Origin of the sequence: Streptomyces canus 299MFChir4.1 (assembly GCF_000383615.1) — a bacterium.
GTDB lineage: Bacteria > Actinomycetota > Actinomycetes > Streptomycetales > Streptomycetaceae > Streptomyces > Streptomyces canus_C.
Window position 1 is genome coordinate 112,386 of the sequence record NZ_KB911603.1, and the last position, 26,877, is coordinate 139,262.

General features: G+C 71.0%; 24 protein-coding genes. 13 read left to right on the forward strand and 11 right to left on the reverse strand.

Annotation, left to right across the window (positions count from 1 at the left end; translation table 11 throughout):
• The first annotated feature begins 19 nt into the window (after positions 1–19).
• Positions 20–1,855: a LamG-like jellyroll fold domain-containing protein gene (locus H293_RS0133960; RefSeq protein ID WP_020122275.1), complete on the forward strand. Its 1,836-nt coding sequence runs from the start codon at positions 20–22 to the stop codon at positions 1,853–1,855.
• A gap of 23 nt (positions 1,856–1,878) precedes the next feature.
• Positions 1,879–3,546 (forward strand): PHP domain-containing protein, encoded by a 1,668-nt coding sequence (locus tag H293_RS0133965; protein ID WP_020122276.1) that lies wholly within the window; start codon positions 1,879–1,881, stop codon positions 3,544–3,546.
• A 105-nt stretch (positions 3,547–3,651) separates the two neighbouring features.
• Here H293_RS0133965 and H293_RS0133970 read toward each other — a convergent pair whose 3' ends face one another.
• Genes H293_RS0133970 through H293_RS0133985 form a run of 4 tightly spaced genes read right to left on the reverse strand, consistent with a single transcriptional unit; the run spans position 3,652 to position 7,430 of the window.
• Positions 3,652–4,107 carry a MaoC family dehydratase gene (locus tag H293_RS0133970; protein ID WP_020122277.1) on the reverse strand — a complete coding sequence of 152 codons (456 nt, stop codon included), beginning with the start codon at positions 4,105–4,107 and terminating at the stop codon, positions 3,652–3,654.
• Positions 4,108–4,121: 14 nt separating this feature from the next.
• A complete protein-coding gene (locus H293_RS0133975; RefSeq protein WP_020122278.1) occupies positions 4,122–5,627 on the reverse strand; it encodes an acyl-CoA synthetase in 1,506 nt (501 codons plus the stop codon).
• 10 nt (positions 5,628–5,637) lie between these two features.
• Positions 5,638–6,513: a 4-hydroxyphenyl-beta-ketoacyl-CoA hydrolase gene (locus tag H293_RS0133980; RefSeq protein WP_020122279.1), complete on the reverse strand. Its 876-nt coding sequence runs from the start codon at positions 6,511–6,513 to the stop codon at positions 5,638–5,640.
• The gene (locus H293_RS0133985; protein ID WP_020122280.1) at positions 6,513–7,430 is read right to left on the reverse strand and encodes an SDR family NAD(P)-dependent oxidoreductase; all 918 of its coding nucleotides are present in this window, start codon (positions 7,428–7,430) and stop codon (positions 6,513–6,515) included. Before H293_RS0133985 ends, H293_RS0133980 begins: the two co-directional genes overlap by 1 nt.
• A 215-nt stretch (positions 7,431–7,645) precedes the next feature.
• Here H293_RS0133985 and H293_RS0133990 point away from each other — a divergent pair, with 215 nt between their 5' ends.
• The 4 genes from H293_RS0133990 to H293_RS0134005 are packed head-to-tail and all read left to right on the forward strand — an operon-like array spanning position 7,646 to position 10,767.
• Positions 7,646–8,065, forward strand: coding sequence for a MarR family winged helix-turn-helix transcriptional regulator (locus H293_RS0133990; protein ID WP_020122281.1), 420 nt, complete (start codon positions 7,646–7,648; stop codon positions 8,063–8,065).
• Positions 8,062–8,847, forward strand: a complete 786-nt coding sequence (locus H293_RS0133995) for an IclR family transcriptional regulator (RefSeq protein WP_020122282.1) — start codon at positions 8,062–8,064, stop codon at positions 8,845–8,847. Before H293_RS0133990 ends, H293_RS0133995 begins: the two co-directional genes overlap by 4 nt.
• Positions 8,848–8,905: 58 nt before the next feature.
• Entirely contained in the window at positions 8,906–10,102 is a 1,197-nt protein-coding gene (locus H293_RS0134000; RefSeq protein ID WP_020122283.1) for a sensor histidine kinase, read from the forward strand.
• Positions 10,099–10,767, forward strand: a complete 669-nt coding sequence (locus H293_RS0134005) for a response regulator (RefSeq protein WP_020122284.1) — start codon at positions 10,099–10,101, stop codon at positions 10,765–10,767. The genes H293_RS0134000 and H293_RS0134005 overlap by 4 nt, the downstream gene beginning before the upstream one ends.
• Here H293_RS0134005 and H293_RS0134010 read toward each other — a convergent pair.
• The gene (locus H293_RS0134010) at positions 10,764–11,171 is read right to left on the reverse strand and encodes a VOC family protein (protein WP_020122285.1); all 408 of its coding nucleotides are present in this window, start codon (positions 11,169–11,171) and stop codon (positions 10,764–10,766) included. The two genes, H293_RS0134005 and H293_RS0134010, sit on opposite strands and share 4 nt — an antisense overlap.
• 199 nt (positions 11,172–11,370) lie before the next feature.
• On the opposite strand from H293_RS0134010, the gene H293_RS0134015 reads away from it, so the two are divergent.
• Positions 11,371–13,473, forward strand: coding sequence for an MMPL family transporter (locus H293_RS0134015; RefSeq protein ID WP_020122286.1), 2,103 nt, complete (start codon positions 11,371–11,373; stop codon positions 13,471–13,473).
• A gap of 37 nt (positions 13,474–13,510) precedes the next feature.
• On the opposite strand, the gene H293_RS0134020 is transcribed toward H293_RS0134015, so the two are convergent.
• Positions 13,511–13,831, reverse strand: a complete 321-nt coding sequence (locus H293_RS0134020; RefSeq protein ID WP_259294584.1) for an MmyB family transcriptional regulator — start codon at positions 13,829–13,831, stop codon at positions 13,511–13,513.
• Positions 13,832–14,081: 250 nt separating this feature from the next.
• Between H293_RS0134020 and H293_RS0134025 the strand changes: the two genes are divergently transcribed.
• Positions 14,082–15,467 carry a glycoside hydrolase family 16 protein gene (locus H293_RS0134025; RefSeq protein ID WP_020122288.1) on the forward strand — a complete coding sequence of 462 codons (1,386 nt, stop codon included), beginning with the start codon at positions 14,082–14,084 and terminating at the stop codon, positions 15,465–15,467.
• Positions 15,468–15,537: 70 nt separating this feature from the next.
• Here H293_RS0134025 and H293_RS0134030 read toward each other — a convergent pair whose 3' ends face one another.
• The 5 genes from H293_RS0134030 to H293_RS0134050 all read right to left on the reverse strand — a co-directional run bounded on the left by H293_RS0134030 (position 15,538) and on the right by H293_RS0134050 (position 20,272).
• Positions 15,538–16,560 (reverse strand): TolB family protein, encoded by a 1,023-nt coding sequence (locus H293_RS0134030; RefSeq protein WP_020122289.1) that lies wholly within the window; start codon positions 16,558–16,560, stop codon positions 15,538–15,540.
• Positions 16,557–17,870 carry an MFS transporter gene (locus H293_RS0134035; RefSeq protein WP_020122290.1) on the reverse strand — a complete coding sequence of 438 codons (1,314 nt, stop codon included), beginning with the start codon at positions 17,868–17,870 and terminating at the stop codon, positions 16,557–16,559. Before H293_RS0134035 ends, H293_RS0134030 begins: the two co-directional genes overlap by 4 nt.
• A gap of 5 nt (positions 17,871–17,875) precedes the next feature.
• On the reverse strand, positions 17,876–18,766 hold the full coding sequence (locus tag H293_RS0134040) for an alkaline phosphatase family protein (protein ID WP_020122291.1): 891 nt from the start codon (positions 18,764–18,766) through the stop codon (positions 17,876–17,878).
• 189 nt (positions 18,767–18,955) lie between these two features.
• Positions 18,956–19,351, reverse strand: coding sequence for a VOC family protein (locus H293_RS0134045; protein ID WP_028808438.1), 396 nt, complete (start codon positions 19,349–19,351; stop codon positions 18,956–18,958).
• 6 nt (positions 19,352–19,357) lie between these two features.
• Positions 19,358–20,272 (reverse strand): helix-turn-helix domain-containing protein, encoded by a 915-nt coding sequence (locus H293_RS0134050; protein ID WP_028808439.1) that lies wholly within the window; start codon positions 20,270–20,272, stop codon positions 19,358–19,360.
• 146 nt (positions 20,273–20,418) lie between these two features.
• Here H293_RS0134050 and tkt point away from each other — a divergent pair, with 146 nt between their 5' ends.
• The 5 genes from tkt to H293_RS0134075 form a co-directional block, all read left to right on the forward strand.
• Positions 20,419–22,494, forward strand: a complete 2,076-nt coding sequence (tkt, locus tag H293_RS0134055) for a transketolase (protein ID WP_020122294.1) — start codon at positions 20,419–20,421, stop codon at positions 22,492–22,494.
• Positions 22,495–22,513: 19 nt separating this feature from the next.
• On the forward strand, positions 22,514–23,659 hold the full coding sequence (gene tal, locus H293_RS0134060) for a transaldolase (protein WP_028808440.1): 1,146 nt from the start codon (positions 22,514–22,516) through the stop codon (positions 23,657–23,659).
• Positions 23,656–25,191: a glucose-6-phosphate dehydrogenase gene (gene zwf, locus H293_RS0134065; protein ID WP_020122296.1), complete on the forward strand. Its 1,536-nt coding sequence runs from the start codon at positions 23,656–23,658 to the stop codon at positions 25,189–25,191. Before tal ends, zwf begins: the two co-directional genes overlap by 4 nt.
• The gene (opcA, locus tag H293_RS0134070) at positions 25,188–26,123 is read left to right on the forward strand and encodes a glucose-6-phosphate dehydrogenase assembly protein OpcA (RefSeq protein ID WP_020122297.1); all 936 of its coding nucleotides are present in this window, start codon (positions 25,188–25,190) and stop codon (positions 26,121–26,123) included. The genes zwf and opcA overlap by 4 nt, the downstream gene beginning before the upstream one ends.
• A partial coding sequence (locus H293_RS0134075) for a hypothetical protein (protein ID WP_020122298.1) occupies positions 26,116–26,877 on the forward strand: 762 nt, incomplete at its 3' end. The genes opcA and H293_RS0134075, both read left to right, overlap by 8 nt.

Genomic DNA, 26,877 nt, shown 5'->3' on the forward strand with positions numbered 1-26,877 from the left:
TCCTCGCTACGGAGCACACGTGTGCACTTCGCATGACCAGAATCAGGCCGAGGCCGCGCAGGCCGGTGCCGGAAGACGCGGTTTCCTGCGGGCGACGGCGCTGCTGGGCGCGGCCGCCACGGCCGGGGTCGCGCTGCCCACGGTGGCCGAGGCCGCCTCGGGTGCGTCCTGGCGTCCTGACACGGAGAGCCGGCGGTTCACGCTCGCCGTCATGCCCGACACCCAGTACCTCTTCGACGGGCCGAGCATCGACAAGGCCCCGGTCGAGGCCTCGCTGCGCTACCTGCTGGAGCACTGCAAGGACGAGAACGACGAGAACATCGTCTTCCTGTCGCACCTCGGCGACCTCACCCAGAACGGCGCGGCGCCCGAGTTCGCCGCGATCGGCGAGGCGTTCAGGCTGCTGGACCGGCGCGGGGTCGGCTACAGCGTCCTCGCGGGCAACCACGACGTGAAGTCGTCCACCACCGACCAGCGCGGTGCGACACCGTACCTGGACGTGTTCGGTCCGGACCGCTTCAAGGGCCACAAGTCGTTCGGGGGCGCCTCCGCGGACGGCTACAACACGTACCACCTGTTCAAGGCCGCGGGCCGCGAGTGGATGGTGCTCGCCCTGGACTGGCGGCTGTCGGACAAGGGGTACGCCTGGGCGAAGAGCGTCCTGGCCGCCCACCCGAAGACCCCGGTGATCCTGACCACGCACGAGCTGGTCGTCGAGGACGACAGCCTCTCGGACTACGGTCAGCAGCTGTGGGACCAGCTCGTCAAGGACCACGACCAGATCTTCCTCACCCTCAACGGCCACTACTGGCCCGCCGGCCGGGCGACCCGCACGAACACGGCGGGCCACGACGTCCACCTGCACCTGACGAACTACCAGAACCGGTACTTCGGCGGGGCGGCCATGATCCGCCTGTACCGCTTCGACCTCGACCGTGGCGTGATCGACGTGGAGACGGTCTCCCCGTGGATCCTCGGCCGGGCCGGGAAGGGCCTCAACGAGCTGGAGCGGCAGGAGATCGAACTCAGCGGCGACGCCGACCGGTTCTCGGTCGACATCGACTTCGCGACGCGCTTCGCCGGCTTCGACCCGGTGCCCGCCCGCGCGGCCCGCCCCGCGTCCCGCCTGCTGATCCCGGGCACGGCCGCCTACTGGCGCTTCGACTCCGCGCTCTCCGGCACGGTCCGCGACCAGTCCGGCAAGGGCAACGACCTCACCGTGGTGTCGGTCGGCGGCGGCTCGCTCGGCTGGTCCGCGGACCACCACCCCGACCAGCCCGGCCACGGCAGCCTGGAGTTCCAGGGCTACAAGTCGCCCCTGAAGGGCGCCTATCTGCGGACGGTCGACAAGGCACCGCTCAACTCGGCGGTGTTCAAGGACGGTTACACCATCGAGGTGTTCTACCGCATGCCCGCCGACTGGGACCCGGACCACAACGCCTGGGCGGGACTGGTCAGTCGGCGGGGAACCGGCGGCGCCGCCGGCAAGACCGGCGACGACCCCGACGAACCGCTCGCCACGCTGTCGCTCTCCAACGACCGGGAGCCGCAGTGGGCCATGCGGCCGCTCAACCAGGAGGGCATCGCCACCAACTGGGGCCAGGAGACACCGCTGGAGACCTGGTGGCACCTCGCCGTCGTCAACGACGGCCGGCACACCACGCTGTACGTCCAGGGCTGCCCGGTGGTCCGCAATCCGAAGGCGTCCGCCGTCGGGATCACCTCGGTCGGGCTGCCGTGGCTGGTGGGCGGCTACACCTACGCCGACAGGATCGACCAGATCTTCCACGGACGGCTCGGCGACGTCCGGATCGTGTCGCGGGCGCTGCCCGTCTCCTCCTTCATGACTCACTGACCCCCTGTTTCGCGAGGATCACCATGACCGAGCAGCAGCTCCCCTCCTGGGCCGACCCCTCCGTCTCCCCCACCGATCTCGACGCCCAGGGCGTGTCGAGACGCGGACTCCTGCGCCGAGCGGGCCTGTTCGGCGCAGCGTTCACGCTGGGGTCGGCCACTCCGGCACTGGCCGCTTCGAGCCGCCCCGGCTTCGGCGGCGACGACCCCCGGCTCGCCTACCTCGTCGGCGACCACCACGTCCACTCCGTCTACAGCCACGACGCCAAGTACACCTTCTCCCAGCAGGCGAAGGCCGCCGCGAAGTACGGCCTCGACTGGATGGTGTTCAACGAGCACTCCAACTTCGGCCACGCCAACTACGGCGCGAAGCTGGAGCACGCGGAGATCGTGAAGGCCCGCTCGGAGAACCCGCGCCAGCTGATCCTCCAGGGCCTGGAGTGGTACATCCCGGCCGCCGAGCACTGCACGGTGTTCGCGGCTCCCGGCCCCCACGAGACCGACCTGCTCACCCAGTTCGAGCTCGCCTACGACGGCAAGCTGCTCGGTTACACCGAGGGCTCGGCCGGAGCGACGGACACAGCCCGCAACGAGGCCCACGCGGTCAAGGCGATCAAGTGGCTGGCGGAGCAGCGCCGTTCGGGCTACGTGGACGACGTCCTCGTGCTCGCCAACCACCCGCTGCGGCTCGGCATCGACTCCCCGCACGAGATGCGGGGCTGGCGGGACGCGGCCCCCGAGATCCTGATCGGCATGGAGGGCGCACCGGGCGCCCAGGGCGCGGCGATCCCCAGCTTGCGCGGGGCTACCTCGATCCGCGGCGAGTACGAGAACAAGCCGTCGGCGCAGTCCTGGGCGGGTTATCCGGCTGACGCGTATCTGACGTACGGCGGCTTCGACTGGGCGACGGCCACCGTCGGCGGGCTGTGGGACTCGATGCTGGCCGAAGGCAGACTGTTCTCGATCACCACGAACTCCGACAACCACCGCACGGTCTTCGACACCTGGAAGAACGGCGACTGGCCGGCCGGCCAGAACTTCGACAACACCGGCAAGCTCCCCGACCCCGTGAACACCGACACCCCGCAGCCCGGCAGCGACTTCTGGCCGGGCGAGTTCAGCCGCACCCATGTCGGCGTGACCCGCTACGGCTACCGCGCGGTGATGGCGGGCCTGCGCGCGGGACGGGTCTGGGTGGACCACGGGCATCTGCTCGACGGGCTCGACGTGCGCGTGAAGCGGGACTGCGACCCCGGGCGCGGGGTCACACTGGGCGGACGGCTGCGGGTCCGCAAGGGCGAGAAGATCACGCTGTACGTCACCGTCACCAGCGCCTCCCGCCCCAACCCCCAGGGCATCCTGCCCGAGTTGGCGCATGTGGACGTGATCCGGGGCGCGGTGCGCGGTCCGGTGAGCGACCGGGACACCTGGCAGGCGCCCGACACCAGGGTCGTGCGGACGAGGGACGTCTCCGGCCGGAAGGGGACGTACACCCTGCGCATCCCGCTGACCGCGGGGGACGAGTCCTTCTACGTCCGGCTGCGCGGCAGCGACGGCAAGCGGAACGGCACGGGCTACCTCGGTGCCTGGGTCGACCCGCACGGCCCGATTCCGCACGCACCGGGCGACGGTGACCCGTGGGTGGACACGTGGTTCTACTCGAACCCCGTGTTCGTCGACGTCACCGGCTGAGGCGAGCGCCCCGAAAGGGGCGCGGGGCTGTGTTGATGTGCGGCTCCGCCGCGTGGGCGCGACCAGCCACGACGGCCCCGCGGTTCCCCACCGCCCCCGGGGGACTCAGGCGTAGAACCGGGAAAGACTCTGAAGCACCGCCGCCGGCTTCGCGCCGCCCTCGATCTCGATCGCCCCGTCGACGGTGATCTGGACACCGCCGGGCACCTCCTCGACGTCCGTCAGCTTGGCGACCAGACGGATGCGGGAGCCAACCTTCACCGGCGAGGGGAAACGGACCTTGTTCAGGCCGTAGTTGACCTTCGTCGTCACGCCCTGGACGTCCAGGAGTTCGGTGAACAGGGGGATGAACAGGGACAGGGTCAGGTAACCATGGGCGATAGGGGCGCCGAACGGGCCGTCCTTGGCGCGCTCGGGGTCCACGTGGATCCACTGGTGGTCGCCGGTGGCGTCGGCGAAGGTGTCGATGCGCTCCTGGGTGACCTCGATCCACTCGCTGGTGCCGAGGTCGCTGCCGGCGAGCTTCTTCAGTTCGTCGATGCCGTTCACGGTGACGCTCATGTAGCTGTCCTTACTCAGGAGTCGGAGCCGTAGCGCTTGCGCACCCGGGACTTGAGGAGCTTTCCGGAGGCGGTGCGCGGGAGTTCGTCCGCGACCACCACCGACTTGGGGATCTTGTACTTGGCGAGTCGGCCGGCCAGAGAGGCCAGGACCTCGTCGGGGTCGGGCACGGTGCCCTCGCGGGGGACGACGACCGCCCGCGGCACCTCGCCCCACTTGTCGTCCGGGACGCCGATGACCGCGCACTCGGCGATGTCCGGGTGGCCGAGGAGCAGGTCCTCGATCTCGGCGGGGTAGATGTTCTCGCCGCCGGAGATGATCATGTCCTTGATGCGGTCGACGATGAAGACGTATCCGTCCTCGTCGACCCGGGCCGCGTCCCCGCTGCGGAACCAGCCGTCCGCGAAGGAGGCGGCGGTCTCCTCGGGCAGCCCCCAGTAGCCGGGCATGACGTTCGGGCCCCGGAGCACGACCTCGCCGGTCTCGTCGATGCCGACGGGCGCCAGGTCCGGCCGTACCACCCGGACATCGGTGAAGAAGTGCGGCACACCCGCCGAACCCGCCTTGCCGAGGGCGTGCTCGGCGTCCAGGAACAGGGTTCCGGGCGAGGCCTCCGTCATGCCGTAGCCCTGGAGGAAGGTGAGCCCTCGCTCCTGGTAGGCGGCGATGAGGGGGGTCGACACCGGGGAGCCGCCGCAGGTCAGGATGCGCAGCGAGGACAGGTCCGCGCCCGCCCAGCGCGGGTGCCGCGCCACCTGCTCGAACATCGTCGGCACCCCGAACATGAAGGTGATCCGGTGCTGTTCGATCAGGTCGAAGGTGGCGTCGGGGTCGAAGGCCTCGACGAGGACGCAGGTGCCGCCCTTGAGCAGCACCGGGAGCGTCAGCATGTTGAGGCCCGCCGTGTGGAACAACGGGGCGGACACCAGGGCGCGTTCGTCGGCGATCAGGTCGGTGTCGACGAGGACGTTGATCGCGTTCCACGTCAGGTTGCCGTGGGTGAGCATGGCGCCCTTGGGGCGTCCGGTCGTGCCCGAGGTGTACATGATGATGCAGGTGTCGTCGGGCGCGACCGGCTCGTCGATCGGCTCGGCCGGGGACTCGGCGAGCAACTGCTCGTACTCGGCGCCCGCTTCGACGTACGTACGGACATCGGTGCTGCCCGGCAGTCCGGCGACGAGCCCCGCGTGCGAGGGGCCGTAGACCAGCGCCCTGGCCCCGGAGTCGGAGAGCTGGTAGGCGATCTCCGGTCCGGCGAGGCGGGTGTTGAGGGGGACGAAGACCGCGCCGAGGGTGCCGGCCGCGAACAGCGTCTCCAGGTAGGAGGGGTGGTTGGGGCCCAGATAGCCGATCCGGTCGCCGCGCCGGATGCCCCGGGCGCGCAGGGCGTGCGCGAGGCGGGTGACGCGGGTGTGCAGGGCGGCGTAAGTGAGCGTGGTGTCGCCGTGGATCAGGGCGGTGCGGTGCGGGGTCTTGCGGGCCCGGCGTGCGGGCCACGAACCCAGTCCCTCGTTGCGCATCTGGGGCCCCTTACGGCTTGGTCAGCCCGAGCAGACGGGCGGCGTTCTCCTTGAGGATCCTCGGCTTCACCTCGTCCTTGATCGACAGCTTCGCGAAGTCGGCGAGCCAGCGGTCGGGGGTGAGGACGGGGAAGTCGGAGCCGAAGAGGACCTTGTCCTTGAGCAGCGTGTTCGCGTACTGCACGAGCTGCGGCGGGAAGTACTTCGGCGACCAGCCGGACAGGTCGATGTGCACGCCCGGCTTGTGGGTGGCGACCGCGAGGGCCTCGTCCTGCCAGGGGAACGACGGATGCGCCAGGATGATCTTCAGGTGCGGGAAGTCGGCCGCCACGTCGTCGACGTGCAGGGGGTTCGAGTACTTCAGGCGGATGCCGCCGCCGCCCGGGACTCCGGCGCCGATGCCGGTCTGCCCGGTGTGGAAGAGGGCGATCGTGCCGGTCTCCTCGATGACCTCGTAGAGGTCGTACGCGACCGAGCGGTCGTTGGGGAAGAAGCCCTGGATGCTGGGGTGGAACTTGAAGCCCTTCACCCCGTACTCCTCGATCAGTCGGCGGGCCTGCTTGACGCCCGCCTTCCCGCGGAAGGGGTCGATGGAGGCGAAGGGGATCAGCACGTCCGAGTTGGCGGCGGCCGCTTCGGCGACCTCCTCGTTCGGGACGGGCGCGGTGCCGGTCGCGGACTCGGCGTCCACCGTGAAGATCACGGCGGCCATCTTCCGCTCGCGGTAGTAGGCGGCGGTCTCCTCCAGGGTCGGCTTCCGCTTGCCCTCGACCTTGAAGTACGCGGAGGAGGCGTCGTGCAGGTCGTCGTCCAGCGAGGAGTGGCCCTTGGAGGAGACCTCCGCATGGGTGTGCACGTCGATGGCGACCAGCTCGTCGATGTCCATCAGGCCTCCGGAAGCTTCGGTGCCGGGATGCCGACCGTCTGGAGCTCGGCGCCGACCGACGTCGGGAAGGCGTCGGCCAGGGTGTCGGGGGTCCAGCCGCCGTCGGCGTACGCCGTCCTGATCTCCTGCGGATGCGACCAGAGTGCCACCTTGTCGCCGCCGATGCCGATGGCCTGGCCGGTGATGGACCGGGCGGCCTCGGAGGCGAGGAAGGGGACGAGGGCCGCGCAGTCCTCGGGGGTGCCGAAGCCCTCGCCCTTGCGGAGGAAGTCCGGGAGCGGCTCGCCGTTCCTCATGGCCTCGACGTACGGGGCGAAGGCGGGGATGGTCTCGGTCATCGCGGTGGCGGCGACCGGCACGATCGCGTTGACCGTGATGTTCGCGCGGCCCAGCTCCATCGACCAGGTGCGGGCGAAGGCGGCGATGCCGGCCTTGGCGGCGGCGTAGTTCGTCTGCCCGAAGTTGCCGCGCTGCCCGGCCGGGGAGCCGACCAGGATCAGGGTGCCGCCCTCGCCCTGCTCGCGCATCCGGACCGCGGCGGCGCGGGCGCAGGTGAAGGTGCCCTTGAGGTGGGTGGTGATCACCGCGTCGAAGTCGTCGTCGGTCATCTTCCACAGCACCTTGTCGCGCAGGATGCCCGCGTTGGTGACCAGGATGTCGAGCCGTCCGAACTCCTCCACCGCCCGGTTGACCAGCCGCTCCGCGGCCTCGGTGGTGCCGACCGGGACGACCTCGGCGACGGCGGTGCCGCCCGCCTCGGCGATGGACTTCACCGCCTGGTCGGCGACCGCCTCGTCGACGTCGTTGACGACCACGCGGGCGCCGTGGGCGGCGAGGGCGTGCGCGTAGGCGAGGCCGAGGCCCCGGCCGCTGCCGGTGACGACGGCGACCTTGCCGGTGAGATCGATGCTGGGCACGAGGGGGTCCCTTCACGAACGGATGCTTGGGGGTGCGACTTGCCGAGGGGTGCGGCTACGAGATCGAAGCTAAGAGCAATGATTGGTGACGTCAATAGTTGTTGGCGACCTTCGGGTGCGTCATGCTGGAATCTCCCTGACACACCGAGCACGAGGAGCCCGCCATCACACGCCAGCACGTCACCGCGAAGCCCATCGACTCGGAGGAGCCGTGGATGCGCGGGCTGCACGCGGACACCGGTTATCTGCTGTACCGCCTGGGTCTGCGCTCGGGCCAGCTGTTCAACACGTTCCTCCAGGAGTCGGGGCTGCGGCTGCGGCACTACGCGGTCCTGCGCTATCTCGCCGGCTCCGAGGGCGCCCTCCAGCGGGAGCTGAGCACACGGCTCGGTTACGACCCGAGCGCGATCGTCGGCCTGGTCGACGACCTGGAGAAGCTGGGGATGACCGAGCGCCGCCCCTCCCCCGACGACCGCCGCGGCAAGATCGTCGTCCTCACCGACCAGGGCCGGGCCTTCCTGCGCGGCACCGACGAGGCCGGCCGCCGGGTGACCAACGACCTGCTCGCGCCGCTGGACCCCGCCGAGCGCGACACCCTCCAGTCCCTGCTGCTGAGAGTCGTCGACCAGCCATGACGCCCCGCTCCGCACCGGACCGGCTGCTGTCCGTGCTCGCCGCGTTCGACCACGACCATCCGGCGCTGTCGCTGACCGACATCAGCCGGCGTGCCGGGCTGACGCTGACGACCACGCACCGGCTGGTGGGCGCGCTGACCGACTGGGGTGCGCTGGAGCGGGATGAGGACGGGGTCTACCACGTCGGACTCCGCCTCTGGGAGGTCGCCGCGCTCGCGCCGCGCGGGGTCGCGCTCAGGCAGCTGGCACTGCCGTATCTGGAGGACCTGTACGAAGCGACCCACGAGAACGTGCAGTTGGCGGTGCGGGACGGCGCGGACGTCGTCTACATCGAGTGGATCGCGGGGCGTTCGTCGGTGGGCGTGCACATCCGGGTGGGGGCGCGCTGGCCGCTGCACGCCACCGGGGTCGGCCTGGTGCTGCTGGCGCACTGCGAGCCGCGGGAGCAGGAGGAGTACTGCGCGACCCCGCTCGCCGTCTTCACGCCGTACACGATCGCCGAGCCCTCGGCGCTGCGCCGCGTCCTGGCCGAGGTCCGGCGCACCGGTGTCGCGGTGAGCAGCCGTCAGGTCACCGACGACGCCCTGTCGGTGGCGGCGCCCGTGTGCGGGCCGGACGGGACGGTGGTCGCGGCCGTGTCGGTCGTGGTGCCCCAGGCCGACGCCCAGGTGCCGGCGTTGATCCCGGCGGTCCGGCTCGCGGCGCTGGGGATCTCGCGGGCGCTGGGCTGGCAGCCGACGGTCGCACCCCGTTCGGGCGCCGGATATCCCTCTCACCGGTGAGGTCCCGGCCGCACCGGCCTCGTGATACTGGAACGGCCCCGGCCCCGAGGAGCCGCTCATGTCCGCCGTCCGGTCCTGGTACGCCCCCGTCGTGACCCGTCTGAGGACGACGAACCCGTACGTCGTCGACAGCGCGCTCGCCGCACTGGTGCTGTTCGCCGCGTCCCTGCAGTGGATGTTCCCGGACGAGGGCGACGACCCGCTGAGCCTGGTGGGCTGGCTGCTGGGGGCCGCCACCGCCGTCCCCCTGGTCTGGCGCCGCCGCTTCCCCTACGCCTGCGCCCTGGCCGTCTCGGCGGCGACCACGGCGATGGCCTACTACCACGCGCCACCGCCGGACGTGCTCTACGGCGGGCTCGTCGTCCTCTACACCATGGCCGCCCAGGGCCTGCCCTGGCAGCGCCGCACGATGCTGGCGAGCTGGCTGCTCGGGGCCGTGCTGACCATGCGGCACAAGGAGCACTCCGAGCCCTTCGAGTACGCCTTCCACCTCACCGGCATGATCTGCGCCTACGGCCTCGGCCTACTGGCCCGCGTCCAGCGCGCGTACACCGCCGCCGTCGAGGACCGGGCGCGCCGCCTCGAACGGGAGCGGGCCGCGGAGACCGCGCGGGCCATCGCCCAGGAACGCTCCCGCATCGCCCGGGACATGCACGACATCCTCGCGCACGCGGTCAGCCTGATGGTCGTCCAGGCGGAGGCCGGACCGGTCGTGGTGCGCAGCGACCCGGACCGCGCCGAGGCGGCGTTCGACGCGATCGCGGCCAGCGGGCGGGACGCCATGGCCCAACTGCGGCGCATCCTCGGGGTGTTGAAGGAGGAGGAGCGCCGGGGCGGCGCCGCCCGGCTGCCGCAGCCGGATCTCGCCGGGCTGCCCGATCTGGTCCGGCAGGTCGCCGCATCGACGTCCCTGCGGGTCGAGTTGAGCGTACGCGGCCGGTCCCGTCCGCTCCCCCCGGACACCGAGGTGGCCGCCTATCGCGCGGTGCAGGAAGCCCTCACCAACACGGTGAAGCACGCGTACGCTTCCTGCGCACAGGTGGAACTCGACTGGGCGGAGGACGAGTTGACCCTCACGGTCACCGACGACGGCAGAGGCCCCGCGCGCACGAGCGGCGGCCACGGACTGATCGGCCTCAGGGAGCGGGCGGCCGCCTGCGGGGGCAGCGCGGAGGCCGGGCCGGGTCCGCAGGGGGGCTTCCGGGTCGTCGTACGGCTGCCCGCCGGCGCGGACCGGGAAGCGGCCCTCGGGTGAGCATCCGGGTGGTCGTCGCCGACGACCAGGAACTGGTCCGCAGCGGCTTCACCATGATCCTGGAGGCGCAGCAGGACATCGAGGTGGTCGCCGAGGCCGGGGACGGCGCCGAGGCGGTGGCCGCGGTGTGCAGGCACACGCCCGACGTCCTCCTCCTCGACATCCGGATGCCCGTCATGGACGGTCTGGAGGCGGCCCGGCGGGTGTGCGCGCGGTCGAGCTGCAAGGTGGTCATGCTGACCACGTTCGACCTCGACGAGTACGTGTACGACGCCCTGTACGCCGGAGCCAGCGGCTTCCTCCTCAAGGACGTCCGCCGGGACGACCTCGTGCACGCGGTCCGCGTGGTGGCGGGCGGCGACTCGCTGCTCGCGCCGACGATCACCCGCCGCCTGGTCGCGGACATCGTGCGCCGCCGCCGCGAGGAGGCCGCCACCGAGCCCGCCCCCGACCGCCTGGACGTCCTGACGGCCCGCGAGGTGGAGATCCTGCGGATGCTGGCCCGGGGCCTGTCCAACGCGGAGATCGCCACGACCCTGTTCGTGAGCGAGCACACGGTGAAGACCCATGTGAGCAACGTCCTGAGCAAGTTGGGGCTGCGGGACCGGGTCCAGGCGGTGATCCGCGCGTACGAGACGGGCCTGGTGACGCCGGGCGCCCCCTAGTCCCCGAGTTCGGTGAAGAGGGTGAGCTGGAGTGAACCCGGTGCTTCCAGCCGGGAGTTGAGCGAGTTCCACGGCGTGCGGGTCGGCTGGGCGACTACTTCCGCCCCGGCCTCGGCCAGCCTCGCCGTGGTCGCCGTCGAGTCGTCCACCTCGAACGCCACCCGGATGTGCCCGGCGACCCGCCTGCCGACCTCTACCTCGTCGATGAAGGCCGCGTGGTTCGGGTCGGTGAGCTCCAGCGTGGCGCGCCCCGCCTCCAGGATGGTGACTCTGCCGTCCGGCGACGAGAACGCGGCCCGCTGGGGCAGACCGAGAACGTCCCGGTAGAAGCGCAGCGCCTCGTCGTAGTCCTCCGCCGTGACGACGAGACGGAGTTCACGGACGGCGGGGGGTACCTCGGACATGCGGGCCTCCTGGATGGTGTCCCTCGGGTCAACTCCTCGACCGGTGCCGAGGATTCCTCCCCCGCGGGAGTGAGGAACCGCCCCGCCTCACCCGTACGGCGGAGGCGCCGAAACCGCCCGCCCCGGCGATCCGGTGATCACGCCGCCGGCAGCAGTCTGAGGGGGCCATCGACCACCGACCACCCGCCGGGAGGCCCCCGTGCTCTCCACCCTCGCCCGGGCGGCGACCCGCCGCCCGCTGACCGTCATCGGCCTCTGGGCCGCCTTCCTGCTGCTGGGCTTCGGCCTCGGTACCGGCGTCTTCGCCGACCTCTCCGACGATGTGCCCGACGTGCCGGGCACCGAGTCCGACACGGCTGACGACTACCTCTCCGGTGTGGACCCGACCGGCGAGTCCGTCACCGCGGTCGTCGCGGGCGAGGCCGTCTCCGACGCGGCCCTGCGCGCCCAGGTGGAGCGGACCGTCGCCCGGGTCCGCGAGATCGCGGGGGTGGCCGGCGTGCCGGACCCGTACACCACCCCCGGTCTCACCGCCCGCGACGGCCGGGCCCTGATCATCCCCGTCACCTTCGAGGGCGGCCTCAGCGACGAGGACGAGGAGAAGGCGACCGACGCGGCCGTCGACACGATCAAGCGGATCGACGCACCCGACGTCCACGTCAGCGGCGGCGAACTGCTGGGCCGCCAGCTCGGGGAACGCGCCCAGGAGGACGTGAAGAACGCCGAGTTGATCTCCCTGCCGGTCGTACTCGCCCTGCTGCTCGTCGTGTTCGGCGGACTGCGCGCCGCAGCGCTGCCGCTGGTGGTAGCGGTGAGCGGGATCGCGGGTGCCTTCCTCGGGCTGTTCGCCTTCAGCCAGGTGACCGACATCTCGGTGTACGCGATCCAGGTCACCACCATGCTCGGCCTCGGACTCGCCGTCGACTACGCCCTGTTGACACTGGTCCGCTTCCGCGAGGAACGACGGCACACCGACGACGTGGTGGCGGCCGTGCACCGCGCGGTCGACGCGGCCGGCCGGACCGTCCTGTTCTCCGGCCTCACCGTGGCCGTCAGCCTGACCGGCCTGCTGGTCTTCCCGAGCGTGTTCCTGCGCAGCATGGGCCTGGCCGTCGCCGCCGTCGTGGTGGTCGACATGCTGGCCGCGGTGACGCTGCTGCCCGCGCTGCTCACGAAGTTCGGCGGGCGGATCCGGCCCTCGAAGGCGCGTTCCGAGGACGAGGAGGGCCGCGTCTTCGCCCGCCTCGCCCGCTTCGCGCAGCGCCGCCGGGTCGCCGTCCTGGTCACCGTCGTCCCGGTCCTGCTGCTCCTGGCCCTGCCGGTGACCGGCATGCGGATCGCCATCGGGGATGCCCGGCAACTGCCGTCCGGCACCGAGGCACGGCAGCTGTACGACACCGTCGACGCGCACTTCCCGAAGGGCACCGGGGTCTCCCCCGTGGTCGTCGTCCTCAAGCCCGGCACCGACCCCGCGACCGCCGACCGCGTCCGCGCCCTGGTTCCGAACGCCGAGTCCCGTGACCTGCCGGGCGGCAACACCGTCGTGGAACTGCGGCCGCCCGGCACGGTGGACGGCGAGGCGGCCACCGACCTGGTCGAGCGGGTACGGGAGCTGCGCGGCGACCGGCCCGTCGAGGTGACCGGGGTCGCGGCCCGGCTGGTCGACTTCCGCGCGATGCTCGCCGACCGGGCGCCCTGGGCGGCGCTGACCGTCCTGGCCGCCGTTCTCGTCCTGCTGTTCGCCTTCACCGGCTCGGTGCTGATCCCGCTGCGCACGATCGCGGCCACCCTGCTCAGCCTGGGCGCGGCGCTCGGCGTGGTGGTGTGGGTCTTCCAGGACGGCCACGGGGCCGGACTGCTCGGCGGCGAGGGCCTGGGCGCGCTGAGCCTGACCGCCCCGCCGCTGATCGTGTCGATCGCCTTCGGGCTCGCCATGGACTACGAGCTGTTCATCCTGGCCCGGATGCGGGAGGCCCGGCAGCGCGACGGCGACGACCACGCGGCCGTCGTGACGGGGCTGCGGCGGTCGGGGCGGGTCGTCACCTGTGCCGCGCTGCTCCTCGCGATCGTGTTCGGAGCCTTCATGACCGGCGGGTTCTCCCCCATCCTCCAGATCGGTCTCGGTCTGACCCTGGCGGTGCTGGTCGACGCGACGGTCGTGCGGATGCTGCTGGTCCCGGCGACCATGGCGCTGCTCGGCCGACGTGCATGGTGGGCGCCGAAGCCGCTGCGCAGGGTGCACGACCGGTTCGGGCTGCGGGAGGCGCCCACGTCCGAGCGGACCGTGTCGACGAGCGCCTGACGGCGACGGATGGCGGTGCTCCGGCAGCGTGCGGGGATCACCTGCTGCTCGGCGCCCCCACGGTGAGCGCCTGCCGCCGCAGGGCGAACTCCCCGGCGGCCGGGTGCGCGAAGCGTTTGAGTTCGTCGCGGGCGGGCCGCGCGTCGTGCCGCGCCCAGAGGCCCCGGAAGTCCTCGTCCGCCCGCAGTTCGGCGACGAGCCGGGCGGCCCGGGGATCACGCGGGTCGGCCTCGGCGTGCAGCGCCGCGGCGGTCTGCGCGGCGATCTCGGGCCAGTCCGGGAACGGCCGGCGGGCTGCCGAAGTCGTCCTCGAACCGGTCGACACCTCCGAACCGCCCCCGCGGCTCTTCCTCGGCACCTACCCCTATCCCGTCGTCGAGGCCGCCTACCGACAGCGCCTCGACACCTGGAACACGTGGCGACCCCTCGCCGCGAAGGCCAGCACATCCGGATTCACGGACTGAACTCACCTGCGTCGCAGCGACTTTCACGGTTTCACCTCTTGACGACCGGAGTGGCCGAGAGCACATTGGGCGCACTTTGAGAGCGCTCTCAGAGCGTGCTCGAAGGGCATCCGCACCCCCACCCCGTACCCGAGAGGCATCCCCATGAGCGAAACCTCCGGCATACCCAGACGGCGACGGGCCCTCGTCGCCGTGCTGAGCACCCTCGGACTGGCCGCCGCCCTCGCGACGGCCGCCACCCTTCCCGCCGACGCCTCCGCCCCCACGCCTCCCACGGGCTGGTCGCAGGTCTTCCTCGACGACTTCAACGGCTCCGCGGGAACCGGCGTCTCCACCTCCAACTGGCAGTACGCGACCGGCACTTCCTACCCGGGCGGCCCCGCCAACTGGGGCACCGGCGAGGTCGAGAGGATGACCAACAGCACGAGCAACGTCGCCCTCGACGGCAACGGCAACCTGCGCATTACCCCCCTCCGCGACTCGGCCGGCAACTGGACCTCGGGCCGTATCGAGACCAACCGCACCGACTTCCGGCCCCCGTCCGGCGGCAAGCTGCGCGTCGAGGCACGTATCCAGATGCCCAACGTCACCGGCACCGCCGCCGAGGGCTACTGGCCCGCCTTCTGGATGCTGGGCGCCCCCTACCGCGGCAACTACCAGAACTGGCCGAGCGTCGGCGAGCTGGACATCATGGAGAACGTCCAGGGCATGAACCGGGTGTGGGCCACGATGCACTGCGGCACCAACCCGGGCGGACCGTGCAACGAGACGACGGGCATCGGCAACAACGTCGCCTGTCCGGGCTCGACCTGCCAGTCGGCGTTCCACACCTACACCATGGAGTGGGACCGCTCGGTGAGCCCCGAGACGATCCGCTTCTACGTCGACGGCACCCAGTTCCACTCGGTCAACGCGAGCCAGATGGACGCCACGACCTGGGCCAACGCCACCAACCACGGCTACTTCCTCATCCTCAACGTGGCGATGGGCGGCGCCTTCCCGGACGCGTTCGGCGGCGGCCTCGATTCCGGCACCCAGTCCGGCGTGCCCATGGTCGTGGACTACGTCCAGGTGCTGTCGGCGAATGGGAGCGGTACCACACCACCGCCCACGGGAGGCGTCGACGCGTACGGCACCATCCAGGCGGAGTCCTTCAACAGCCAGAGCGGTGTCGGCACCGAGACCACGACCGACACCGGCGGCGGCCAGAACATCGCCTCCCTGGCCAACGGCGACTGGGCGCTCTACCAGAACGTCAACTTCGGCTCCACGGCGGCGACCCAGTTCGTCGCGCGGGTGGCGAGCGGCGCGGCGGGCGCGGTCAGCGGTCTGGTCGAGGTACGCCTGGACAGTCGTACCGCCACGCCGATCGGCAGCTTCGCCCTCGCCAACACCGGTGGCTGGCAGTCCTGGAGAACGGTCCCGGCGAACATCGGCGCCGTCACCGGCACCCACAACGTCTACCTCACCTTCACCAGCGGCCAGCCGGCCGACTTCGTGAACGTGAACTGGTTCAACTTCGGTCACTGAAAGGCTCGTTGAGACACCCCCCGCGAGGCCGCACGTGCGGGCTCGCGGGCGGCCTCGGGGCAGTGCCGCGTCACCCCAGATAGGCGGGGGCGACCGCGGAGGCCATCAGGCGCCGGGCCGTTCCGCCCCCGTCGGCGGGCACGGTCCACAGGTCGGAGCCGTAGTCGCCGGGGAGGGCGTAGATGAGGGTGCCGTCGTCGGCCCACAGTGCCTGGTCGTCGATGTTGCGCGATTCGGCGGTCGCGGTTTCTTTCATGGTGCGCAGATTCAGGACGTACAGCCGCCAAGGGGCGTCGGCAAAGGCCCCCTTGACGCGTTTCTTGTAGGCGATGCGGGTGCCGTCGGGCGAGAGGGAGGGGCATTCGACGTTGCGGTGCAGGGTGGTGAGGGTGCGTGCGGCGACGTCGCCCCGTACGAGATACGTCCGGCCGCCGGTCGCCAGCGTGGCGTAGAAGCGGTTGTCGTCGGCGAAGGTGACGCCCCAGACGTTGGTGTCGGCGGCGTGGTAGGCACGTCCGTCCTTGACGATGCGGAAGGTCTCCAGGTTGTCGTCGATCGCCCAGGTACGGGTGTCCACGACGGCCGTACGCGTGGAGAAGTTCGTTCCGGCGTACGAGTCCCCGCTGACGAACACCGTCCAGGCGACCATGTGTCCCGACGGCGAGACCCGGGCCCGGGTGGGGATGCCGGCCGCCGGGAAGCGGTGGCGTTCGCGCAGGTGCGCGTCGAGCACCACCGCGCGATAGGTGTCCTCCAGGGCCCCGTGCACGGCCTGGAGACAGATGCCGGTGCCGGCCGCCGCGTGGAAGCGCAGGCACTTCACACCCGAAGCGGTGCGCGGGCCCTGCGGATCGTCGGCGGGGACGGTGGCGATCTCGTCGCGGTGCGGGCCCCAGGCGAGGTTGCGGACCAGCAGGCGGCGCTCGGCCGTCGGGCGGAGCGAGACCGTGCCGGTTCGTACCGTCGGACCGTCCGCCTGCTGCTGGTCCCGCCGGCCCGAGCGGTGGGCGGCGTACAGCACCGACCCGGCGCCGACCGCGCCGAGCAGCACGACGGCGACCAGCAGAGTCACCAGACGGGTCGTTCGGGTCATGCGGGCACCTCGTCGGTGGTGGGGGTCTCGTCCGTGCCGCGCAGGACGAACACGGCCACGACGGCGCTGACGGCCAGCGCGGCCGCGGTGACGGCCAGCGCGGTCCGCCCGCCCCACAGGCTCCAGGCCGCGCCGAAGGCGAGCGAACAGGCGAACCGGGCCAGCGCCTGCCCGGTGCCCACCAGCGCCTGCCCCGCGCCCTGTTGCCGGGCGGGGACTACGGCGGCGGTGGCGGCCGCGAGCACTCCGTCGGTGGCCGCGTAGAAGGTGCCGTGCAGCACGAGGACGGCGATCACGGCCGGGACGCCGTGCCACGGGGAGAGCACCAGGCCGTACCCGAGCAGCAGGACACCGTGGCCGGCCAGGAAGAGCCGGCGGCGGCTGACGCGGTCGGCGAGTGCGCCGAGCGGCACGGCGAGCAGCAGGAAGCAGGCGGCGGTGCCCAGCGGCAGCAGCGGGAACAGGTGCGCGGGCAGGTTCCCCGCGCGCTGGAGCAGCAGATACAGGAAGGAGTCGCTGACGGTGGTCAGGCCGAGCAGGGCCGCACACACCGTGAGCCGACGCAGTTCCGGCCGCCGCAGCAGCCCGATCGCCTCCCGCAGCTGCGGCGGGTGGACCGGCTCGGGCGGCGGAGGCCGTCGTACGGCGGCGGGCGCGTCGATCCTGCGGGGCACGAAGAGCACCAGCACCAGGACGCCGAGGGCGGCGACGCAGCCGCTGACCGCGAAGACCGCGTCGTAGCCGTCGACGGTGGCCCGCAGGACGGCGAAGGCGACGAGCGGGCCGAGGAGCGCACCGGTGGTGTCCATGGCGCGATGGACGCCGAACGCCCGTCCCCTGTGGGCGGGTTCGGTCGCCAGCGAGATCATCGCGTCCCGCGGGGCGGTGCGCAGCCCCTTGCCGGTCCGGTCGACGGCGAGCACGGCGCTGAGCACGGGGAGGGTGTGGGCGAGGAGCAACAGCGGTTTGCACAGCGCCGACAGACCGTAGCCGAGGCCCGCCACGACCTTGTGGCCCCGGCCTCCCCGGTCGGCGAGGTGGCCGCCGACCAGCCGGACGAGGGCGCCGACGCCGTTGTTGATGCCGTCGAGGAGACCGAAGCCGAGGGGCGTCAGGCCGAGGCCCGCGACCACGTACAGCGGCAGGACGGCCGTCACCATCTCCGAGGAGACGTCCGTGATCAGGCTGACCGCGCCCAGTGCCAGCACGGTGGAGGGCACGGCGGCCGGCCGCCGTCCCGGACGGGTGTCCGGGACGGCGGCGGCCTCGGTGCCGCGGGAACCCGTGCTCCGGCAGTCCGCGAGGTACACCGGCGTCAGTTCCAGATGCCGGTGATGTCGGAGGCCGAGGCGGCGTTGCCCGCGTGGGCGCTCAGACCGGCCAGGTCCTCCACCGTGCGCAGCACGTTGTAGTGGTTGTAGGTGGTGGAGCTGGTGCTGCCGGGGGCGACGTGCTGCCCGTAGAACAGGGTGGGGATGCGGTTGCCGGAGAGCTTGTTGTCCTCGTCGAAGGTGACGGCGAGGATGCTGTTGTGGGTCTTGGCCCAGGTGGCGTAGGCGCCCAGGTTGTTCTTGATCCAGGTGTCGCCCGTGGACACCGAGCAGTCGTGCATATCGCTGCACAGGTTCGGGACGACGAAGGACACCTTGGGCAGGGTCGTGTAGTCGGTCGGGAACTGCGCGAAGGTCTTCGCGGTGCTGGTCGGCACATTGGAGAAGCCGAACCACGGGTTGTGCTTCTGCGCGTAGTTCCCGCTGCTGCAGGTCGTCGAACCCTGGCTGGGCAGCGACTCGTTGTAGCTCGCCCAGGTCTGGCCCGCGGCGATCAGCTCGGAGGCGAGGTTGGGCTTGTTGATCGAACCGACCCCGACACAACTGTCGTCGGTGCGGCCCTGGTTGGAGCCCGAGAAGAGCATGTAGTAGTTCGGCTCACTGGGGTGGGTGAGGCCGTAGGACTGGGTGAGCTCGGCGCCACCCGCCTTGAGGGTGTTGTTGAGGTACGGGGCGCTGGAGCTTCCGATGACCTGCGAGTAGGCGTGGTTCTCCATCACCACGACCACCACGTGGTCGGGGGTGGGCAGAGCGGCTGCCTCGGCGGTGGAAGCCGTCGCGGCCCACACGCCGATCGAGGTGGCGGTGAGAGCGAGGGCTCCGGCGAGAGCGGAGAGGGAACGTCGGTTGCGCTGAGGTGCCTTGACGGCGGCCATGACTGTCCTCCGGACAGAGGTGACGGACGTTCGGGGGGAGCGGCGCCGCAACCCTAGGGGCCCTCGGCCGGGTCCACGTGAAGGCCGGGCGAACCGTGGGCTCCGCCGGGCAAAGATCGCCCCACGCCCAGGTCATGCACAGCAAAGGATTGGTCAAGTGAGCGTCGAGCCGGACGGTTTGGCGGGATGTCAACCGTCCTGGCCGACGACGCAGAACTCGTTCCCCTCAGGATCGGCCAGTACCAGATGGTCCGCAAATCGGTCCCGCACCGTCGCACTGAGCCCGACGAGCCGCTCGGCCTCCGCCTCCACGTCCGTGGCGGACAGATCCAGGTGCACCCGGTTCTTGCCGCTCTTGCCCTCCGGCACCAGCTGGCACCACAGCCGCGGCCCACCTCCCGAAGCCTCGACGAGCACGGTCGGATCGTCCTCGACGTCCGTGATCCCGAGAGCCTTGAGACGGGCCAACTCCTCGTCGTCGTACGGGGCGACGGCGTACCCGTCCATCGCGGCCGCCCAGAACCGGGCCGTGGCGGCGGGGCGGGCGCAGTCGAAGACGACGTCACGCAGGCGGGCCCACTCGATCCGCTCCTATCGAAGTTCCGTCCGGAACGCCGCCGGTGTCATGTCGGTGTGCTGGTGGAAGAACTTGGAGAAGTTCGCGGCGTCGGGAAACCCCACCGCCGCCCCCACCCGCCCGATCGGCATGTCGGTGTGGGCCAGCAGCCGCTTCGCCTCCAGCACGACCCGCTTGTCTATGAAGCCCTTGGGGGTCTCCCCCGTCGCGGCGCGCACCGCACGCACCAGGGTCCGGCGGGAGTAGCCCAGCGTGTCGGCGTACGCACTGACACTGTGGTTCGTGGCGAAGCCCTTCTCCACCGCGTCCCGGAACAGGGTGAACGTCGACTCGGCCCGCCGCCCGGCCTCCGCCGAACTCGCCGCGAGGTGGGCCAGGCGCAGCAGGAACGCCGTCAACACGTGCCGCAGGACCGAGGTGTGCAGGCTCAGCGGAAGGGTCGAGGTGTCCTCGTACTCCCGTTCCAGCAGACCCAGGGAGGCCTTCAGCCCCGCCAACTGGGTGTCGGAGGGCCGCAGCAGTGGCGGGAGGTCGTAGCGGTAGAGCCCGGTCGCCTCCACCGTCGCCCGCGGCAGAAAGCCCGGCTGCATGGTCAGCACGGTTCCGCGGTACTCGCTCGTCGGTGAGAAGCGGTGGACCTGGCCCGGGCGGATCCACACCACGTCGCCCGCCGTCGCCTCGTACTCGGCGAAATCGATCATGTGGCGGACGGGGCCGCCGTCGAAGAGCATCACGACATGGAAGTCGATGCGGTGCACGCGCCCCAACGGGGCATCCGCGTGCCAGGTGCGTCCGGCTCCCATCGGGCCGACTTGCATGCCGACTCCGCACACACTCAGCTCGCTGGGGAAGGGGAACGTTCTGATCCCGTCCACTTGGCCGTCACCGTCTCCACTTTGGATGGAGCCTTGGGGTGTTCTGTCCGCCATGTCCTGCTCGTGCCGCCTGCCTGGAGCGTTCCGTGTCCCACTTTCACCACAGGCTGACACACGGCGACCTTCCCGCGTAAAAGTCAGACTTTTAAGTTTGAACACAACAGGCCAGCTTTCCCGCTCCGATCGAGGACTTCTTGAAGATGAGCACGCAGACACCGGACAGCTTCGAATGGACCGAACTCGACCGGCGTGCCGTCGACACCGCCCGCCTCTTGGCGGCCGATGCCGTGCAGCAGGTCGGAAACGGGCATCCGGGCACCGCGATGGCCCTGGCGCCGGCGGCGTACACGATCTTTCAGAAGGTGATGCGTCACGACCCCGCCGATCCCGAGTGGACCGGTCGTGACCGTTTCGTCCTCTCCCCCGGGCACACCTCGCTGACGCTCTACACCCAGCTCTACCTCGCCGGGTACGAGCTGGAGCTCGACGACCTCAAGGCCTTCCGCACCCACGGCTCCAAGACGCCCGGTCACCCCGAGTACGGGCACACCGCCGGCGTCGAGACCACCACCGGGCCGCTCGGCCAGGGTGTCGCCAACGCGGTCGGTATGGCGATGGCCGCCCGCTACGAGCGCGGCCTGTTCGACCCCGAGGCCCCCGAGGGCGAGTCGCCCTTCGACCACACCGTCTGGGCGATCGTCTCCGACGGCGACCTGGAGGAGGGCATCTCCGCCGAGGCCTCCTCCCTCGCCGGCCACCAGAAGCTCGGCAACCTGGTCTTCGTCTACGACGACAACCACATCTCCATCGAGGGCGACACCGCCACCGCGTTCTCCGAGGACGTGCTGAAGCGCTACGAGGCCTACGGCTGGCACACCCAGCGCATCGAGCCCGGCGCCGACGGCGACATCGACGTACACGCCCTGTACGCGGCCCTGAAGGCGGCCCAGGCCGAGACCGAGCGGCCCTCGATCATCGCGATGCGCACGATCATCGCCTGGCCCGCCCCGAACGCGCAGAACACCGAGGCCGCCCACGGCTCCGCGCTCGGCGCCGACGAGGTCGCCGCCACCAAGCGCGTCCTGGGCTTCGACCCGGACAAGAGCTTCGAGGTCACGGACGAGGTCATCCGCCACACCCGGCTGGCCCTGGACCGGGGCGCCGAAGTGCACGCGGCCTGGGACAAGCAGATCTCCGGGTGGCGCGGTGAGCAGCCCGAGCGGGCCGAGCTCTTCGACCGGATCGTCGCCGGCCAGCTCCCCGAGGGCTGGGAGTCCGCGATCCCGGTCTTCGAGGAGGGCGGCTCCGTCGCCACCCGCGCCGCCTCCGGCAAGGTCCTCCAGGCGCTGGGACCGGTGCTGCCCGAGCTGTGGGGCGGTTCCGCCGACCTCGCCGGGTCGAACAACACCACCATCGACAAGACGAGCTCCTTCCTGCCGAAGGGCAACGCGCTGCCGGAGGCCGACCCGTACGGCCGTACCGTCCACTTCGGAATCCGCGAGCACTCGATGGCAGCCGCGATGAACGGCATCGCGCTGCACGGCAACACGCGGATCTACGGCGGCACCTTCCTGGTGTTCTCCGACTACATGCGCAACGCGGTCCGCCTGTCCGCGCTGATGCAGTTGCCCGTCACCTACGTCTGGACGCACGACTCCATCGGCCTCGGCGAGGACGGCCCGACCCACCAGCCGGTCGAGCACCTGGCCTCGCTGCGCGCCATCCCGGGCCTGAACGTCGTCCGTCCGGCCGATGCCAACGAGACCGCGATCGCCTGGGCCGAGATCCTGAAGCGGCACGCCACCGACCCGGCCCCGCACGGCCTCGCGCTCACCCGCCAGGGGGTGCCGACCTACGCGCCGAACCCGGACGCGGCCAAGGGCGGGTACGTGCTCAGGGAGTCCTCCACGGAGATTCCCGACGTGGTGCTCATCGCCACCGGCTCCGAGGTCCAGCTCGCCGTCGCCGCGCGGGAGCAGCTGGAGGCGGAGGGGGTCGGCACCCGGGTGGTGTCGATGCCGTCCGTGGAGTGGTTCGAGGAGCAGCCGCGGGAGTACCGGGAGCGCGTCCTTCCGCCGTCCGTGCGAGCCCGCGTCGCAATCGAGGCCGGCATCGGTCTCACGTGGTACCGCTTCACAGGTGACGCAGGACGCATCGTCTCCCTCGAACACTTCGGCGCCTCCGCCGACGCGAAGACCCTGTTCGCCGAGTACGGCTTCACCGCCGAGAACGTCGCCGCAGCAGCCAGGGAATCGCTGGCCGCCGCGCGTGGTTGATCCGACCGCCAGAAAGAAGATGATCACAGTGACCGAAGCGACCGCGACCGCGGGAGCACTCAAGCGCCTGTCCGACGAGGGCGTCTCCATCTGGCTGGACGACCTGTCGCGCAAGCGGATCGAGTCGGGGAACCTGGCCGAGCTCGTCGCCACCCGGCACATCGTCGGCGTCACCACCAACCCGTCCATCTTCCAGGCCGCCATCGGCTCCGGGGCGGGCTACGAGGAGCAGCTGACCGACCTCGCCACCCGGGGCGTCACGGTGGACGAGGCCGTGCGGATGATGACCACGGCCGACGTCCGCGCCGCCGCCGACGTGCTGCGTCCGGTGCACGACGCCACCGGCGGCCGGGACGGCCGGGTCTCCATCGAGGTCGACCCGCGTCTGGCCCACGACACCCGGGCGACGATCGCCGAGGCCAAGCAGCTGGCCTGGCTGGTGGACCGCCCGAACGTCATGATCAAGATCCCGGCGACCAAGGCGGGCCTCCCGGCGATCACCGAGGTCATCGGCCTCGGGATCAGCGTCAACGTCACGCTGATCTTCTCGCTGGAGCGCTACCGCGAGGTCATGGACGCCTACCTGGCCGGTCTGGAGAAGGCGGCCAAGAAGGGCCTCGACCTCTCCACGATCCACTCCGTCGCCTCCTTCTTCGTCTCCCGGGTCGACTCCGAGATCGACAAGCGGCTCACCGTCCTCGGCACGGAGCGGGCCCTCGCGCTCAAGGGCAGGGCGGCGCTCGCCAACGCGCGGCTCGCCTACCAGGCGTACGAGGAGGTCTTCGGCGGGGAGCGCTGGACCTCCCTCGGCGGCGCCCGCGCCAACAAGCAGCGTCCGCTGTGGGCCTCGACCGGCGTGAAGGACCCGTCCTACAAGGACACGCTCTATGTCGACGACCTGGTCGCGCCCGGCACGGTCAACACCATGCCGGAGGCCACGCTGAACGCCACCGCCGACCACGGCCGGATCACCGGCGACACGGTGACCGGCGGCTACGCGCAGGCCCGCGCCGACCTGGCCGCCGTGGAGGCGCTGGGGATCTCGTACGACGAGGTCGTACGCCAGTTGGAGGACGAGGGCGTCGCCAAGTTCGAGGCGGCCTGGCAGGACCTGCTTGACGCCGTCACCAAGTCGCTGAACAGCAAGGGAGTGGACGCGGAATGACCATCACCGCCGACTGGGAGAACCCCCTGCGCGACGAGCGCGACCGGCGTCTGCCCCGGATCGCCGGGCCCTCCGGGCTCGTCATCTTCGGTGTCACCGGCGACCTGTCCCGCAAGAAGCTGATGCCGGCCGTCTACGACCTCGCCAACCGCGGCATGCTCCCGCCGGGCTTCTCGCTCGTCGGGTTCGCCCGCCGGGACTGGGAGGACGAGGACTTCGCGCAGATCGTGCACGACTCCGTGCGCGAGCACGCGCGGACCGAGTTCCGCGAGGAGGTCTGGCAGCAGCTCGCCGAGGGGATGCGGTTCATCCCCGGCGACTTCGACGACGACACGGCGTTCGAGCGGCTGCGCCAGACCGTCGACGACCTGGACAAGGTCCGCGGCACCAGCGGCAACTACGCCTTCTACCTCTCCGTACCGCCGAAGTTCTTCCCGAAGGTCGTCCAGCAGCTCAAGAAGCACGGGCTGGCGAACGCTCCGGAGGGGTCCTGGCGGCGCGCGGTCATCGAGAAGCCGTTCGGCCGCGACCTGAAGAGCGCCCGCGAGCTCAACGCGCTCGTGCACGACGTGTTCGAGCCGGACCAGGTCTTCCGCATCGACCACTACCTGGGCAAGGAGACCGTCCAGAACATCCTGGCGCTGCGCTTCGCCAACCAGATGTACGAGCCGATCTGGAACCGCTCGTACGTCGACCACGTGCAGATCACGATGGCCGAGGACATCGGCATCGGCGGCCGGGCCGGGTACTACGACGGCATCGGCGCCGCCCGTGACGTCATCCAGAACCACCTGCTCCAGCTCATGGCGCTGACCGCCATGGAGGAGCCGGCCGCCTTCGACGCCGAGTCGCTGCTCACCGAGAAGCTGAAGGTCCTCAGGGCCGTGAAGCTGCCGGAGGACATCGGCGAGCACGCCGTGCGCGGGCAGTACGCGGCCGCCTGGCAGGGCGGCGAGAAGGTGGTCGGATATCTGGAGGAGGAGGGCATCGACCCCGCCTCCACCACGGACACATACGCGGCCATCAGGCTGAACGTCGACAACCGCCGCTGGGCGGGTGTGCCGTTCTACCTGAGGACCGGCAAGCGGCTGGGCCGGCGCGTGACCGAGATCGCCGTCGTCTTCCAGACCGCCCCGCACTCCCCCTTCGACCACACGGCGACCGAGGAGCTCGGCAAGAACGCGATCGTCATCCGGGTGCAGCCGGACGAGGGCATGACGGTCCGGTTCGGCTCGAAGGTGCCGGGCACCTCGATGGAGATCCGGGACGTGACGATGGACTTCGCCTACGGCGAGTCGTTCACCGAGTCCAGCCCGGAGGCGTACGAGCGGCTCATCCTGGACGTCCTCCTCGGGGACGCCAACCTGTTCCCGCGTCACCAGGAAGTGGAAGAGTCCTGGAAGATCCTCGACCCGATCGAGGAGTACTGGGCGAACCACGGCCGTCCGGCGCAGTACGCGTCGGGTACCTGGGGACCCGAGGAAGCCGACGAGATGCTCGCACGAGACGGACGGAGCTGGCGCAGGCCATGAAGATCGACCTGACCGACACCACGGCAAGCAAGATCAACAAGGCGCTGGTGCAGGGTCGCCGCGCCATCGGCACACCGGCCGTGGGCATGGTCCTGACGATGGTGATCGTCACGGACGAGGAGAACGCCTACGACGCGATCAAGGCGGCCGAGGAGGCCTCGCACGAGCACCCCTCGCGCACCCTGGTCGTCATCAAGCGGCACGCCCGCACCGCCCGCGACCGGATGGCGTCCAAGCTGGACGCCGAGGTCCGGGTGGGCGCCGACGCCGGCACCGGCGAGACGGTCATCCTGCGGACCTACGGCGAGGTCTCCGACCACGCCGACTCCGTCGTGCTGCCGCTGCTGCTGCCCGACGCCCCGGTCGTCGTGTGGTGGCCGGTGGACGCGCCGGAGAACCCCGCGAAGGACCCGCTGGGCGCGCTGGCCCAGCGCCGGATCACCGACCTGTACGCCGTCGAGAACCCCCTCGACGTACTCGCGACCCGGGTCCGCTCCTACGCGCCGGGCGACACGGACCTCGCCTGGACCCGGCTGACGCCGTGGCGCTCGATGCTGGCGGCGGCGCTGGACCAGGCCCGCGCGCAGGTCATCTCCGGGGCCGTGGAGGCCGAGGCCGACAACCCGGCCGCCGAGCTGCTCGCGCGCTGGCTGGAGGCGCGGCTGAGGGTGAGGATCGACCGCGTGGTCACTGCCGGTCCGGTCGTCACGGCCGTCCGCCTGGGCACCGCGAACGGCGAGGTCGTCATCGACCGCCCCGAGGGCCCGCTGGCCACGCTGTCCCTGCCGGGCCAGCCGTCGCGCACCCTCGCGCTGAAGGTCCGCACCACCTCCGAACTCATCGCCGAGGAGCTCCGCCGCCTCGACGCCGACGAGATGTACGCCGTGGCCCTGCGGGGCGAGGCCGGCAAGGAGACCCCTGCTCATGTCTGACTCCCCTCTTCTGACGCGCCGCCCCGAGTGGACGGCCCTGGAGGACCACCGAGCCGAGCAGCACGCGCATCTGCGTGAGCTGTTCGACCAGGACCCGGGGCGCGCGGAGCGATACGTGGTGCGCGTGGGCGATCTGCGCATCGACTACTCCAAGCACCTGATCACCGACGAGACTCTGGCCCTGCTCCAGGAACTGGCCACCGCAACCGACGTGTTCGGGCTCCGCGACGCCATGTTCCGCGGCGAGCGGATCAACCTCACCGAGGACCGGGCCGTGCTGCACACCGCGCTGCGCGCCCCGCGCGACGCGGTGATCGAGGTCGACGGGGAGAACGTCGTCCCGGGCGTGCACGCCGTCCTCGACAAGATGAGCGACTTCGCGAACCGGGTGCGCTCCGGCGAGTGGACCGGCCACACCGGCAAGCGGATCAAGAACGTCGTCAACATCGGTATCGGCGGCTCCGACCTCGGCCCCGCGATGGCGTACGAGGCGCTGCGGGCCTACACGGCACGGGAGTTGACCTTCCGTTTCGTGTCCAACGTGGACGGCGCCGACCTGCACGAGGCGGTACGGGACCTGGACCCGGCGGAGACCCTGTTCATCGTCGCGTCCAAGACGTTCACCACGATCGAGACGATCACGAACGCCACGTCGGCCCGCACCTGGCTGCTCGACGGACCCGCCGGACTCCACGACGACAAGGCCGTCGCCAAGCACTTCGTCGCCCTGTCGACGAACGCCGAGAAGGTCACG

Bases quoted from the DNA above. Each gene is read 5' to 3' on its own strand.
- H293_RS0133965 (WP_020122276.1), top strand. From the start codon at position 1,879: ATGACCGAGCAGCAGCTCCCCTCCTGGGCCGACCCCTCCGTCTCCCCC.
- H293_RS0133970 (WP_020122277.1), bottom strand. From the start codon at position 4,107: ATGAGCGTCACCGTGAACGGCATCGACGAACTGAAGAAGCTCGCCGGC.
- H293_RS0133975 (WP_020122278.1), bottom strand. From the start codon at position 5,627: ATGCGCAACGAGGGACTGGGTTCGTGGCCCGCACGCCGGGCCCGCAAG.
- H293_RS0133980 (WP_020122279.1), bottom strand. From the start codon at position 6,513: ATGGACATCGACGAGCTGGTCGCCATCGACGTGCACACCCATGCGGAG.
- H293_RS0133990 (WP_020122281.1), top strand. From the start codon at position 7,646: ATGCGCGGGCTGCACGCGGACACCGGTTATCTGCTGTACCGCCTGGGT.
- H293_RS0133995 (WP_020122282.1), top strand. From the start codon at position 8,062: ATGACGCCCCGCTCCGCACCGGACCGGCTGCTGTCCGTGCTCGCCGCG.
- H293_RS0134000 (WP_020122283.1), top strand. From the start codon at position 8,906: ATGTCCGCCGTCCGGTCCTGGTACGCCCCCGTCGTGACCCGTCTGAGG.
- H293_RS0134010 (WP_020122285.1), bottom strand. From the start codon at position 11,171: ATGTCCGAGGTACCCCCCGCCGTCCGTGAACTCCGTCTCGTCGTCACG.
- H293_RS0134025 (WP_020122288.1), top strand. From the start codon at position 14,082: ATGAGCGAAACCTCCGGCATACCCAGACGGCGACGGGCCCTCGTCGCC.
- H293_RS0134030 (WP_020122289.1), bottom strand. From the start codon at position 16,560: ATGACCCGAACGACCCGTCTGGTGACTCTGCTGGTCGCCGTCGTGCTG.
- H293_RS0134040 (WP_020122291.1), bottom strand. From the start codon at position 18,766: ATGGCCGCCGTCAAGGCACCTCAGCGCAACCGACGTTCCCTCTCCGCT.
- H293_RS0134050 (WP_028808439.1), bottom strand. From the start codon at position 20,272: ATGGCGGACAGAACACCCCAAGGCTCCATCCAAAGTGGAGACGGTGAC.
- tkt (WP_020122294.1), top strand. From the start codon at position 20,419: ATGAGCACGCAGACACCGGACAGCTTCGAATGGACCGAACTCGACCGG.
- tal (WP_028808440.1), top strand. From the start codon at position 22,514: ATGATCACAGTGACCGAAGCGACCGCGACCGCGGGAGCACTCAAGCGC.
- zwf (WP_020122296.1), top strand. From the start codon at position 23,656: ATGACCATCACCGCCGACTGGGAGAACCCCCTGCGCGACGAGCGCGAC.
- opcA (WP_020122297.1), top strand. From the start codon at position 25,188: ATGAAGATCGACCTGACCGACACCACGGCAAGCAAGATCAACAAGGCG.